At 71.2% G+C, this 13,023-nt stretch carries 10 protein-coding genes; 6 read left to right on the forward strand and 4 right to left on the reverse strand.

Annotated features, from left to right (window positions below; genetic code table 11):
• Positions 1 to 103 precede the first annotated feature (103 nt).
• Positions 104 to 1,273 carry a site-2 protease family protein gene (locus tag BDW27_RS09560; protein WP_026129300.1) on the forward strand — a complete coding sequence of 390 codons (1,170 nt, stop codon included), beginning with the start codon at positions 104 to 106 and terminating at the stop codon, positions 1,271 to 1,273.
• A 55-nt stretch (positions 1,274 to 1,328) separates the two neighbouring features.
• Here BDW27_RS09560 and BDW27_RS09565 read toward each other — a convergent pair whose 3' ends face one another.
• Positions 1,329 to 1,802, reverse strand: a complete 474-nt coding sequence (locus BDW27_RS09565; protein ID WP_017544805.1) for a hypothetical protein — start codon at positions 1,800 to 1,802, stop codon at positions 1,329 to 1,331.
• Positions 1,803 to 1,834: 32 nt separating this feature from the next.
• Positions 1,835 to 3,190 carry a helix-turn-helix transcriptional regulator gene (locus BDW27_RS09570; protein WP_199560600.1) on the reverse strand — a complete coding sequence of 452 codons (1,356 nt, stop codon included), beginning with the start codon at positions 3,188 to 3,190 and terminating at the stop codon, positions 1,835 to 1,837.
• A 302-nt stretch (positions 3,191 to 3,492) separates the two neighbouring features.
• Between BDW27_RS09570 and BDW27_RS09575 the strand changes: the two genes are divergently transcribed.
• A complete protein-coding gene (locus BDW27_RS09575; RefSeq protein WP_017544807.1) occupies positions 3,493 to 3,825 on the forward strand; it encodes a hypothetical protein in 333 nt (110 codons plus the stop codon).
• Between the two features lie 286 nt (positions 3,826 to 4,111).
• Here BDW27_RS09575 and ppgK read toward each other — a convergent pair whose 3' ends face one another.
• Positions 4,112 to 4,867, reverse strand: a complete 756-nt coding sequence (ppgK, locus tag BDW27_RS09580) for a polyphosphate--glucose phosphotransferase (RefSeq protein ID WP_017544808.1) — start codon at positions 4,865 to 4,867, stop codon at positions 4,112 to 4,114.
• A gap of 197 nt (positions 4,868 to 5,064) precedes the next feature.
• Here ppgK and BDW27_RS09585 point away from each other — a divergent pair, with 197 nt between their 5' ends.
• The 3 genes from BDW27_RS09585 to dop all read left to right on the forward strand — a co-directional run bounded on the left by BDW27_RS09585 (position 5,065) and on the right by dop (position 9,879).
• Complete coding sequence (locus BDW27_RS09585; RefSeq protein WP_110049040.1) at positions 5,065 to 6,024, forward strand: tRNA (adenine-N1)-methyltransferase; 960 nt, start codon at positions 5,065 to 5,067, stop codon at positions 6,022 to 6,024.
• 301 nt (positions 6,025 to 6,325) lie between these two features.
• A complete protein-coding gene (gene arc / locus BDW27_RS09590) occupies positions 6,326 to 8,095 on the forward strand; it encodes a proteasome ATPase (RefSeq protein ID WP_017544810.1) in 1,770 nt (589 codons plus the stop codon).
• Positions 8,096 to 8,355: 260 nt separating this feature from the next.
• A complete protein-coding gene (gene dop / locus BDW27_RS09595) occupies positions 8,356 to 9,879 on the forward strand; it encodes a depupylase/deamidase Dop (protein ID WP_110049041.1) in 1,524 nt (507 codons plus the stop codon).
• A gap of 99 nt (positions 9,880 to 9,978) precedes the next feature.
• Here the strand turns inward: dop and BDW27_RS09600 are convergent, their stop codons facing one another.
• A complete protein-coding gene (locus BDW27_RS09600; protein ID WP_110049100.1) occupies positions 9,979 to 11,484 on the reverse strand; it encodes a PucR family transcriptional regulator in 1,506 nt (501 codons plus the stop codon).
• A gap of 167 nt (positions 11,485 to 11,651) precedes the next feature.
• Between BDW27_RS09600 and BDW27_RS09605 the strand changes: the two genes are divergently transcribed.
• Entirely contained in the window at positions 11,652 to 12,947 is a 1,296-nt protein-coding gene (locus BDW27_RS09605; RefSeq protein WP_026129305.1) for an MFS transporter, read from the forward strand.
• The last annotated feature ends 76 nt before the right edge of the window (positions 12,948 to 13,023 follow it).

Raw genomic sequence — 13,023 nt, forward strand, 5'->3', positions numbered from 1 at the left:
GGAGCGCACCCGCCCGGAGCGGTCCGAGACGACGGGTACGGAGCGGTGCGGCTCAGCCCCCACCTGCCGGGGACCCCGGTGGGACAGGGCCTAGTGTGGAGCCGTGAGCAGAGGCAGTGACCAGTCCCGACCCCGTCCCGACGACCGTGAACGGAAGAGCCCCGGGTTACTGTTGGGCCGCCCCTTCGGCGTCCCGGTCTACGTCACCGCGTCGTGGTGGATCGTCGCCATCCTGATCACCCTCGTCTACGGCGGGATCGTCGAGGCGCGCCTGGCCCTGGGGCCCTCGGCCTACCTGCTGGCCTTCGTCTTCGCGGTCCTGCTCTACGCCTCCGTGCTCGTGCACGAGCTGGCGCACTCGCTGGTGGCCCGCTGGTACGGGCTGCCGGTGCGCCGCATCGTCCTGTACGTGCTGGGCGGGGTCTCGGAGATCGACCGGGAGGCACCCACCCCGGGCCGGGAGTTCTGGATCGCCTTCTCCGGCCCGCTGCTCTCGCTGGTCCTGGCGGCGGTGGCGTTCGTGCTCGCGCACTTCACCGACCCGTTCAGCGTTCCCGGCGAGCTGCTCTTCCAGCTGTGGATCGCCAACCTCCTCGTCGGCGTGTTCAACCTGCTCCCGGGGCTGCCTCTGGACGGCGGCCGCCTGCTGCGGGCCGGGGTGTGGAAGGTGACCGGGCGCCCGCACACCGGCAGCGTGGTCGCGGCCTGGGGCGGCCGCGTGCTCGCCCTCGGTGTGGCGGCGCTGCCGTTCCTGTTCGCCTGGAGCGCGGGCAGCACCCCGGGCCCGTGGGCGATCGTGTGGGGACTGGTCCTGGCCGGGTTCATGTGGATGGGAGCCTCCGAGGCCCTCAACAACGCGCGCGTCCGTGCCCGGGTGCCCGGGCTGAGGGCGCGCTCGCTGACCCGCCGCGCGGTGACCGTTCCGGCCGACACCCCGCTGGCCCAGGCCGACCTGCGCGCCGAGGAGGCGGGGGCGGAGACGGTCGTGGTCACCGACAGCGCCGGTACGCCCGTCTCCGTGGTGCACCCCGCGGCGGCCGAGGCGATCACCGACGCGCGTCGGGCCTGGGTGCCGGTGTCGGACGTGGCCAGGGCGCTGACGGAACACTCGACGGTCTCCGCGGACCTGGAGGGCGAGGAGCTGCTGACGGAGCTCACCCGGTACCCGTTGCCCGAGTACCTGGTGCGGGAGGTCGACGGTGCGGTGCTGGGCGTGCTGCGGGCCTCCGACGTCAACGCGGTGATGACCGGACGGGCCGCGGGGGGCCGATAGCGGGGGCGCGGAGTCTGCCGGGCCCGGGCGCCGCTGGCGCGGACCGGGAACGGGATCAGCGGCGGGCCCCCTCGGGCCACAGGACCGTGACGGGGCGGTCGATCCGGTGCGCGTAGGCCACCACGTCGGCGGTGCCTCCGGGGCCGCGGGCGGGCTCCCCGTCCCAGACCGCGACCAACTGGTCGCACCGCTCGACCAGGAGGCGGCCCGCCGCCATGTGGGCACGGGGGTCGGACTCGTCATGGGGTAACGCGTGGACCTGCACGGCCTGCCCCAGGAGGCGGTCGTACACGGGGTGATGCTCGTCCGGGAGCGCCTCCCGGTAGCCGGTCGCGGGGACGATCGCCTCCAGGGGGGCGCCCGTGGCCACCACCGCCTCGGCGAAGACGACGTCGGCGCCGTCCGCGAGGCAGGACAGGCCCACCATCTCGCATCCGTACGGTTCCAGGTGAGCCTTGACCAGATCGGCGACGGCGCCGCTCACGTCAGGGGTCAGGTTGCGGTGTCCGGTGATCCCGATACGAATCACATGCCCTCCCTGCTGCTCGCTTCGCCGACTTTCTACCCACTGATGGGGATACCGGTAACCAGAGAGGAAAGCCTGTCGTCGAGGTCCTCGACGCAGTGCGCGCGGGGCCCCCGATAGCGTCTGCGGAAGGAGCGGACCCGTCCCACCACGCGTTCGGAGTCGAAGCGCACCCCGGTGGTCAGCGCCTCCTGGGCGAGCCGGAAGGCCTCGTCCACGTCACCGGCCTCGGCGTGGGCCGAGGCCAGCTCCACCTTGAGCAGCGCCGACTGCTTGACGTTGCGCGGCGCCGGGGCCACCGCCTCGGCGAAGGCGGCGCGGGCGTCGTGCGGGCTGCGCAGCCGGACCCCCACCAGTGCGCGGTAGCCGGCGACCTTGGCCTGGTCGAAGGCGAACACCCACGGCCAGGGCGGCTGGGCGTTGTCCGGGCTGTCCACCTCGCGTTCGGCGCGTCGGATGGACCGTGCGGCGGAGACGTGGTCGCCCAATCCCGCGTGGGCGAGGGCCCCGACACAGGCGAGCCAGGCCCGTGCGGTGGGGTGGGCGGTGGGGCCCAGTACGTGTTCGGCCTCCCTGACCAGGCCGAGGCCGAGCTCGGGGTCCTCCGCGACGTCGATCTCGAAGGCGGCCAGGGAACCGAGCATGTAGACGTCCAGCAGGCGCATCCCGGCCTGGCGGGCGCGGACCACGGCGGTCCGGTAGTGCATGCGCGCCGAACCCATGTCGCCCAGGTCGGCGCTGAGCCAGGCGGCGAATCCGGAGGCCTCGCTGGCGGCCGCGCTGAGCTCGGTGTGGAAGGCGGTCCCACGCGCGTTGCCGAGCATCTGTTCGGCCAGGTGCACGTGCGCCACGGCGCCGGGCAGCAGGTGCCGCGCCGGGGAGGTGGCGTCCATACGGCGCTGGCCGCCGGTGATGGAACGCAGTGCGGGGGCGGTGGTCTCGTTGATGCCGTGGTGCCCCTCGTACCCGACCGGGGGCCGCCCGCCGGTGATACCGGAGGGGGCCATGGTGACGCTCCGTGCCGGATCCCGGCGTCTGGAGGGGTTGCGCCCCGTACCCGGTGGCTCCTCCCGCGCTCCCAGGCCGAACCCCCGTGTCCCCACGTCGTCCGGTTCCCTCGCGCCGTCCAGCGCTCCTGCTCCGCGCATGGCGCCCGAGGCCTCAGGGCTCCCTGCCCCGCCGAATCGCAGCAGGTCGAGGGGGATCTCCAAGCGCCGGGCGAGGTCATGGACCTGACTCACGGTGAGGGATTGCTGGCCGTTGACGACACGGGAGACCCAGCTCTGCGAGTACGTCAGGGCCTGGGCCAGCTCGCCCTGGGACCACCCCCGCGCCGAGCGCACGCCCTCGATGACCGCCGGCATGTCACAGGTGGCCAGGGCGGCGGCCATCCGCGGGCGGGTCCACAGGTCCTGGGGCAGTTCACCGTCTCGTTGGGGCATGCAGCTTAGATTAGGGATTCCGCCAGCGCTTGGTGGCTATGTGTGAAAAAGAAAGTGTGATGCGTGATCCGCATACGGGTGCCAGTCCCGGCTCAGAGTGCGGCAAAGTTGGTGTGGTCGTTGGTTCGGCGTACGACGTGTCGCGCCGGGCCCAGGAGGAAGGCAGGGAAGCGCACGTGACCGTTGAGACACCACCGGCGGGGAGTCCGAGCCTGGCCGGGAGTGGACGGGAGCATCGTGGTGCCCCGCCCATGGGCGTGTCCGGCGCGCACACCCCCGCCGAGGCCGTGTGCCGGGTGGACCTGGCCACCCTCGCCTTGCGGGGCCTGGCCGCCGAACTGCGGGCACGCGGTGTCGAGGCCCGTGAGGACGGGGTGTTCGGCGTGGTCGACGCCGGGCCGGCCGCCCGGCCGCAGCGCGCCCTCCTGCGCCCCCACCGGGGTGACCTCTGGTGGTGGATGCGCTGGCCCTGCCAGGAGGGCCTCCCCTCGGCGCTGCGTGGGGTCCCGCTCACTCCGGTGACCCGCACCTCCGACGCGGCCCGAAGGATCGTCGGTGCCCTCACCACCACGGCGGAGGGCTGACAGACATGTCCGGATGCACGCGGCACACGGCCGCCGCATCCGGACCCAGAGCGGGCTGTGCGCGCGCACGGTCCCGGGTGTCGGAACGGTGTCCTGGGTGCGCTCGTGCCCCAGTCTCCCTCTGCGCGGGTCCCGGACCCGTTCGGCACCCGAAGCGGGACGCCCCCGCCGGTCACGGCTCCTGGCCGGTGCTCCTGGCGGGGGCGGCGGTGTCCACCCCTGAGGGGCCCGGCCTCTGCCCCGGGGCGGGGCCCCTCACCCCCTGACGGTCCGCCGCGGAGGACCCCTAGACCTCCGCGGCGGACAGGGCCGCCCCGACGATCCCCGCCGTGTTGCGCAGCTCCGCGGGCACGATCGGGGTGCGGATGTGCAGGTGGTGGAGGAACTTGTCGGCCTTGCGGCTCACTCCGCCGCCGACGACGATCAGGTCCGGCCACAGCAGGTCCTCGATGGTCCGGTAGTAGCGCTGGAGCCGGTGTTCGGCCCAGTCGCGGTACGACAGCCCCTCCCGCTCCTTGGCGCCGGAGGAGGCGCGCGACTCCGCGTCGTGGCCGTCGATCTCCAAATGGCCGAACTCAGTGTTGGGGACCAATCGGCCGTCGACGACCAGCGCCGTGCCGATCCCCGTGCCCAGGGTGGTGAGCAGGACCGTACCGCTCACGTCCCGGGCGGCGCCGTAGCGGTTCTCCGCCAGGGCGGCGGCGTCGGCGTCGTTGAGCACCCGCACGGGGCGGCCCACGGCCTCGGCGAACAGGGCGCCGGCGTCGGTGTCGACCCAGCCCTTGTCCAGGTTCGCGGAGGTACGTACCACCCCACCCTGGACCACCCCCGGAAAGGTGACGCCCAGGGGAGCTCCTTCGGTCTCGGGGAAGTGCGCGGCGATCTCACCGACGATCCCGGCCACCGTGGCGGGGTCCGAGCGGTCGGGGGTGAGGATCTTCAGGCGGTCCCTCAGGAACTCTCCGGAGACCAGGTCGACCGGAGCGCCCTTGATCCCGCTGCCACCGATGTCGATTCCCAGGCCCGTGGTCTGCTGTGACATGGGTCGTGTCTCCCGAGGTCCTCGTGTTCCGGATGGGCGTGGTGGATGACCACACGCCTGATACTGCCCAACGGGCGGGGTTTTCGCACGCCCGCTCGACCCGGTCCGTGGGCACCGACCGTTCGTCGCGGTGCTCGGGGGCCGATACGCTGGGCGACTGCCCAGACCAAACGCGACGTGGGAAGACGAGAGCGACGTTGACCGGTATCCATGGCCGCCGCGGCCCCTTCACCGACGGCGACACCGTGCAGTTGACCGACCCGAAGGGTCGCATGCACACCATCACACTGCGCGAGGGTGGGACCTTCCACTCGCACAAGGGCAAGGTCGAGCACGACGACCTCATCGGTGAGCCCGACGGCAGCGTGGTGCGTTCCAACACCGGCACGGCCTACGTGGCGCTGCGCCCCCTGCTCATCGACTACACGCTCTCCATGAAGCGCGGCGCGACCATCGTCTACCCCAAGGACGCCGCCCAGGTCATGGTCGAGGCCGACATCTTCCCGGGTGCCCGGGTGGTGGAGGCCGGCGCCGGTTCCGGCGCCATGTCCAACTGGCTGCTGCGCGCGGTCGGGGAACAGGGCGTGGTCCACTCCTACGAGCGCCGCGAGGACTTCGCGAAGATCGCTCGCAAGAACGTCGAGAACTTCTACGGGGGTCCGCACCCGGCGTGGAAGCTCACCGTGGGCGACCTGGTCGAGGAGCTCGACGAGACCGACGTGGACCGGGTCTTCCTGGACATGCTCGCGCCCTGGGAGTGCCTGGACGCGGTCGCCGGGGCGCTGATCCCCGGCGGGCTGGTGTGCTGCTACGTGGCCACGACCACCCAGCTGTCCCGTGTGGTGGAGGAGCTGCGCGCGGACGACCGCTTCTACGAGCCGCGCTCCTGGGAGACCATGCTGCGCACCTGGCACGTGGAGGGTCTGGCCGTGCGCCCGGACCACCGGATGATCGGGCACACCGGCTTCCTCGTGGTCGCGCGCCGTCTGGCCGACGGCGTGGAGGCCCCCGAGCGCCGTCGCCGTCCGGCCAAGGGCGCCTACGGCAAGGACTACGAGGCCGCCAAGGCGGCCGCCGACGCCGGTGCGAAGGCGGCCGCGCCCGAGAGCGCCACGGCGGACGCCGAGTCCGGCAGGGTGACCGAGGGCGGCGAGTAGGGACCGCGCCGCACCCGACTGTGGAGGGGCCCGTCCGGAGACGATCCGGGCGGGCCCCTTCCGCGTGTTCGAGCGCGTCCGGAAAGGGCGGCGCGCGGTGGCCCAGGGGAGTCGCGACCCCTGGGAGGTGCTTGCCCCGACCCCGCCTCAGAGGTTACTTTCTCATTACGTCGGGCCCTTCGCTACCACTGTGACCTGGCCGGACGCAAGATCCCGAAACGAGGTCCACGACACTCGTGCGGGGTTACAGGTTAGGAAACGGGCATGGGTAGGTAGGTTCCCGAGTAGTTCCTACAGGGAGGTGGCGGACGTGGCCGAACGTGAGGACGAGCGTCAGGGCGATCGGGACCGTGAAGTCGCTGAGCTCACGGCCCAGGTGGCCTACATGGAGAAGGAACTCAGCGTGGTCCGGCGCAAGCTCGCCGACTCACCCCGACATGTACGTCTGCTGGAGGAGCGGCTGCGGGAGGCCCAGGCCAGTCTCGCGGGCGCCAACGGGCAGAACGAACGGCTCGTCTCCACGTTGAAGGAGGCGCGCGAACAGATCGTCGCGCTCAAGGAGGAGGTCGACCGGCTCTCTCAGCCGCCGTCGGGCTTCGGTATCTACCTCGGCTCGCGCGAGGACGACACCGTCGAGATCTTCACCAACGGCCGCAAGATGCGGGTGAACGTCAGTCCCTCCGTGGACCTTGACCACCTGCGTCCCGGCCAGGAGGTCATGCTCAACGAGGCGTTCAACGTCGTCGAGGTGGAGTCGTTCGAGACGGTCGGCGAGGTCGTCATGCTCAAGGAGCTCCTTGAGGACGGCGAGCGCGCGCTGGTCATCTCGCACCACGACGACGAGAAGATCGTCCGCCTGGCGGAGCCGCTGCGCGACGAGCCGATCCGGCCGGGCGACTCCCTGCTGCTGGAGCCCCGTTCCGGCTACGTGTACGAGCGCATTCCCAAGTCGGAGGTCGAGGAGCTCATCCTCGAGGAGGTCCCCGACATCTCCTACACCGACATCGGCGGCCTCACCGGTCAGATCGAGATGATCCGCGACGCGGTCGAGCTGCCCTTCCTCCACAAGGACCTCTTCCGCGAACACCAGCTCACCCCGCCCAAGGGCGTGCTGCTCTACGGCCCGCCCGGGTGCGGCAAGACGCTCATCGCCAAGGCGGTCGCCAACTCGCTGGCCAAGCGGGTCGCCGAGCGCACCGGCAAGGACGTCGGCAAGAGCTTCTTCCTGAACATCAAGGGCCCGGAGCTGCTCAACAAGTACGTGGGTGAGACCGAGCGGCACATCCGCCTGGTCTTCCAGCGCGCCCGGGAGAAGGCCTCCGAGGGCACCCCCGTCATCGTCTTCTTCGACGAGATGGACTCGATCTTCCGCGTCCGCGGCTCGGGTGTGTCCTCCGACGTGGAGAACACCATCGTCCCGCAGATGCTCAGCGAGATCGACGGCGTGGAGGGGCTGGAGAACGTCATCGTCATCGGCGCCTCCAACCGGGAGGACATGATCGACCCGGCGATCCTGCGGCCCGGCCGCCTGGACGTCAAGATCAAGGTCGAGCGGCCCGACGCCGAGGGCGCCCGGGACATCTTCGGCAAGTACGTCACCGAGGACCTCCCGCTGCACGAGGACGACCTGGTCGAACACGGTGGTTCGGCCCGGGCCACGGTGGACGCCATGATCCAGCGGGTCGTGGAGCGGATGTACACCGAGGGCGAGGAGAACCGCTTCCTCGAGGTCACCTACGCCAACGGTGACAAGGAGGTCCTGTACTTCAAGGACTTCAACTCCGGCGCGATGATCGAGAACATCGTCTCGCGCGCCAAGAAGATGGCCATCAAGGACTACATCGACCAGCAGTCCAAGGGGCTGCGCGTCTCCCACCTGCTCCAGGCCTGCGTCGACGAGTTCAGCGAGAACGAGGACCTGCCCAACACCACCAACCCGGACGACTGGGCGCGGATCTCGGGCAAGAAGGGCGAGAGGATCGTCTACATCCGGACTCTCGTGACCGGGAAGAAGGGGGCTGACTCCGGTCGGTCCATCGACACCGTCGCCAACACCGGCCAGTACCTGTAGCAAATCGTTCGGAGCGGGGCCCGCGTGCGTTTCGGCGGGTCCCGCTCCGCCGTTGGTGGGGATTGCCGGACACAATGGGGGAGCGGTCCGGGAACCTCGGATCCGGATCCGGTTTGATTTTCCGAGAACCCGGAAGAAACCGTTCTGAACTGCGACGACACGCCCATCGAAGCCCAGTCGAAACGCCCGGGAAGACGGCGCTTAGGCCACAATTGGCGCGGAAGCGTTCAAGACAGGTCCGTGGCGGATAACCTCTCATCATGAGTGTGCGGCGGATTATGGGTATCGAGACCGAATACGGGATCTCCGTGCCGGGAAACCCCGGAGCCAACGCGATGGTCACCTCCACACAGGTGGTCAACGCCTACCTGGCCGCCTCGGCGGCACGGGCCAGGAGGGCACGCTGGGACTTCGAGGAGGAGAACCCGCTGCGCGACGCCCGTGGGTTCGACCTGGCGCGCGAAGTCGCCGACCCCACCCAGTTGACCGACGAGGACCTGGGGCTGGCCAACGTCATCCTCACCAACGGCGCGCGGCTGTACGTGGACCACGCGCACCCCGAGTACTCGGCGCCGGAGGTCACCAACCCCCTTGACGCGGTGCTGTGGGACAAGGCGGGGGAGCGGGTGATGGCTGACGCGGCCGCCCGCGCCGGGGCCACCCCGGGGATCGAACCGATCCAGCTGTACAAGAACAACACCGACAACAAGGGCGCCTCGTACGGGTGCCACGAGAACTACCTGATGAACCGGTCGACGCCCTTCGGCGACATCGTCCGGCACCTGATCCCCTTCTTCGTCTCACGGCAGGTCATCTGCGGCGCGGGCAAGGTCGGGATCGGCTCGGACGGCCAGGGCAGCGGATTCCAGATCTCCCAGCGGGCGGACTTCTTCGAGGTCGAGGTGGGTCTGGAGACCACCCTGAAGCGTCCCATCATCAACACGCGGGACGAACCGCACGCCGACCCGGACCAGTACCGGCGCCTGCACGTCATCATCGGCGACGCCAACATGAGCGAGATCTCCACCTACCTCAAGCTGGGGACCACCGCGCTCGTGCTGTCGATGATCGAGGACGGCTTCCTCAGCGCGGACCTGTCCCTGGAGACCCCGGTGGCGGACCTGCGGGAGGTCTCCCACGACCCGGGGCTGACCCACCGGGTCCGGCTGCGGGACGGGCGCCGGATGACCGCGCTGGAGCTCCAGGGCGAGTACCTGGACCAGGCGCGCAAGTACGTCGAGGACCGCTTCGGCACCGACGTGGACCCCGACACCGCCGACGTCCTCGACCGCTGGGAGTCGGTCCTGTCGCGGTTGGCCTCCGACCCGATGGACCTGGCCACCGAGCTGGACTGGGTCGCCAAGCTCAAGGTGCTGGAGGGGTACCGGTCCCGTGACGGCCTGGAGTGGTCCCACCCCAGGCTTCAGCTCGTCGACCTCCAGTACTCCGACGTGCGCGGGGACAAGGGCATCTACAACCGCCTGGCCGCGCGGGGGCGGATGCGGCGCCTCGTGGAGGAGACCGAGGTGGCCCGGGCCGTCACCGAACCGCCGGAGGACACCCGCGCCTACTTCCGGGGCCGGTGCCTGGCGAAGTACGCCGACGAGGTGGCCGCCGCCTCCTGGGACTCGGTCATCTTCGACCTGCCGGGCTACGACTCCCTCCAACGCGTGCCCACCCTCGAACCGCGCCGGGGAACCAAGGAGCACGTGGGCGGGCTCCTGGACGCCTCCGCCACCGCCGCCGAACTGGTGGCCGTCCTCGCGGGCAACCGCAGGAAGTGATCGCGGCGCGGTGCCCCGGCTGCCCCTCCGGCGCCGGGCACCGCGCCCCGGCGTGACCGCGTCGTCGGCGCCGCCCCCGTCGGGCGGGCGCCCGGTCCGTCAGTCGTGCCAGGTACCGTCCGCGCAGCGCATCGGTCGCAGGCTCAGCGCCGTCCACAGTTCCAGCCGCGCACGCGGGTCGCGCAGGTCGCGGCCGAGCACCCGCTCGGCGGTGCGCAGCCTGGCCCGCAGCGTGTTGCGGTGCACTCCCAGCTCCCGGGCCGTCTCCTCCACATGGGCACTGCTGTCCAGGTAGTGGCGCAGGGTGTGCGCGAGTTCCGTCCCGTTGCGCGCGTCGTGCTCCACGACGGGTCCCAGCACCGCCTCGGTGAACGCCCTCGACCCGCTCTCGGGAACGGACGACCTCAGCAGCGCCCAGGCGTCGGCCTCGTCCATGTGCCGGTACCCCTCGGCGGGGACGGCCCCGCGCGCCCTGTCCACCGCCGAGGCGAGTTCGCCCGGACCCCGCGCACGGCACGCCCCCGCCGCGGACACGCCCTCGACCAGGGCGAGCAACCGTTCGCCCGCGTGCGGACGGCCGGTGTCGGGAAGCACCGCCACCAGCACCTCACCGAGGTGGCACAGCCCGCTCGACCTGGCCGCCTCCGTGTCACCCAGCACGTCGACCAGGGCGTCGGCCGCGTCGTCCAGCGAACGCGGCTCGGAGGTACGCAGGCAGACCACCTCCCACGGCGGGGAGGGCAGTGTCAGCGGCACCCCCACCGTCTGCCCCAGCGCTGCCGCGCGCAGCAGCGGAGCGCGTTCGCCGAACATCGCACGCCGGGCGTCGCGTGAGTGCAGCAGGTCCACGGCCAGCAGCGACGCGGCGTGGTTGGCCAGCACCCGGACGTTGGGCGAGGGATCGTCGCAGCGCAGCGCCACCCAGCCGAGGGTGCGCCCGCTGGTGCCGAGCGTCTGGAGGAGGATCGCCGACCCGTCGTCGGCCAGGACCCGCATGCCCGGGGTGGGCGCCGCCCCCAACACCTCGGAGCGCACCAGCGAGTGCCAGCCCGGTTCGCGCTCGGGGACCGCCCGACTCGTCATCGCGTTGCGGTCGAGCAGCAGGCACTCGCCGGAGGTGGCCGACGCCAGTTCGCGCATCACCCCGGCCGGGCCCGAGCGCAGGGCCGCCCGCGCCATGGCGTCCTGGGCCGCCAGGACACGGCCCTGTTCACGGGTGCGTTCGGCGGCGTAGTGGTCGGCGACGGTCTCCACCACGGCGACGAACGACGTCTCGCCCTCGACCCGCAGGACCGGGAAGCCCAGCCGGTCGCCCTCGTCCAGGACCTCGGAGGGGATCTCGCTCAGCCAGATGTCGATGGCGAACGCCAGGCCCGCGCACCCCGCTCCGTGGAGGCGCCGCACGTAGGCGCGGTGCCCCGCGGCGTCACCGCCCAGACCGAGCCCGGCCGTCAGCACGAGCTCACCGCCGCGGAGCCAGCGCACCGGGTCGGGCAGCTCCGTCACGTGCGCCCACCGGACCACGCGGTCCAGCCCGGCGAGCCCCGCCGAGGCGCTGACCTCCAGGTGCGGTGACGCGGTGATGTCGCGAACGGTGATGGCCACGGGCACCTCCCGCCTTCCCTCCTGCTGTGCGACCTGCACTTTTGTCACGTTACAACCTGTGCGGACGAACCCGACGCCGGTGGCCGGGGGGTGTCTACGGTCACAACAACACCGGATCACATCGGTCGTGGTCGCCGACGACCACGCCACACGCCATCGGAGTTCCCATGTCAGAGCGGACCGCCCCCACGTCACCGCACCCCGCACGTGCGGCTGTGGCGGCCTTCGTCGGCACCACCATCGAGTGGTTCGACTTCTACATCTACGCGACCGCGGCGAGCCTGGTCTTCGCGACCCTGTTCTTCCCGGCCGACATCGACCCCATGGTCGGGTTGATGGCCTCCTTCGCCACTTTCTCGGTGGGCTTCTTCGCCCGCCCGCTGGGCGGCCTGCTGTTCGGCCACTACGGTGACCGGCTCGGCCGCAAGTCGGCACTGGTCATCACCCTGCTGATGATGGGCGTGGCCACGTTCAGCGTGGGCCTGCTGCCCACCTACGAACAGGTGGGGTTCCTCGCCCCGCTGCTGCTGGTGGTCCTGCGCTTCGTGCAGGGCATCGCCGTGGGCGGTGAGTGGGGCGGCGCGGTGCTCATGGCAGTGGAGCACGCCCCGGAGAACCGCAAGACCTTCTACGGTGCCTTCGCCCAGCTCGGCAACCCCGCCGGAGCGCTGCTGGCGACCGGTTCCTTCGGCCTCATCGCGGCCTGGGACACCGAGATCCTCTACGACTGGGGATGGCGCCTGCCCTTCCTCGCCTCGGTCCTGCTCGTGGTCGTCGGCATGGTCATCCGCTTCAAGGTGGAGGAGTCCCCGGTCTTCGACGCCGTGCAGGACGACCAGCCCCGGGGCCTCCCGCTCGGCTACGCCCTGCGTACCTCCTGGCGCACCCTCCTGCTGGGTGTGGGCGTGCTGCCGGTGGCCGTGGGCGGCTACTACATCGTCACCACGTTCCTCCAGGCCTACGGGGTCACCGAGGTCGGGATCAGCGAACAGGTCATCCTCACGGGTCTGAGCATCGCGGCCTTCGTGGAGCTGGTGGTCACCCTCGGGGTGTCCTGGCTGGGCGACCGCTACGGCACCGTCCGGGTCGTCACCATCGGCCTGGTGGGCGTGGGCGTACTGGCCCTGCCGCAGTTCCTGATCCTGGAGACCGGCAGCACGCTGCTCATCGTCCTCATGCTCTGCGTGATGCGCGTCGCCATGGCCACCGTCTACGGTCCCATCGCCCGCGTGCTCGCCCAGATGTACCCGCCCCAGGCCCGCTACACCAGCATCTCCATCGCCTACCAGACGGCGGGCGCGATCTTCGGCGGTCTGGCCCCGCTGGCCTGCACCGCCCTGTTCGCCGCCACCGGGAGCATCCTGTCCGTGGTCGGGCTCCTGGTCGGCATGGTGGTGCTGAGCGTGGTCTGCCTGGCCCGTGCGCCCCGCTACCAGGACTCGGAACTGCTCACCTCGGCCTGACCCGGCCCCCGCTCCCGAACCGCCCCGGTACCGCCGTCCCGCGGGACGGCGGTACCACCCACTCCTGAGGAGGATC

Origin of the sequence: Nocardiopsis sp. L17-MgMaSL7 (assembly GCF_003182025.1) — a bacterium.
Taxonomy (GTDB): Bacteria; Actinomycetota; Actinomycetes; order Streptosporangiales; family Streptosporangiaceae; genus Nocardiopsis; species Nocardiopsis prasina.

Excerpts from the sequence above, each read along its gene's own strand:
- BDW27_RS09570 (WP_199560600.1), bottom strand. The coding sequence starts at position 3,190 with ATGGCCGCCGCCCTGGCCACCTGTGACATGCCGGCGGTCATCGAGGGC.
- BDW27_RS09575 (WP_017544807.1), top strand. The coding sequence starts at position 3,493 with ATGGGCGTGTCCGGCGCGCACACCCCCGCCGAGGCCGTGTGCCGGGTG.
- ppgK (WP_017544808.1), bottom strand. The coding sequence starts at position 4,867 with ATGTCACAGCAGACCACGGGCCTGGGAATCGACATCGGTGGCAGCGGG.
- dop (WP_110049041.1), top strand. The coding sequence starts at position 8,356 with ATGAGTGTGCGGCGGATTATGGGTATCGAGACCGAATACGGGATCTCC.
- BDW27_RS09605 (WP_026129305.1), top strand. The coding sequence starts at position 11,652 with ATGTCAGAGCGGACCGCCCCCACGTCACCGCACCCCGCACGTGCGGCT.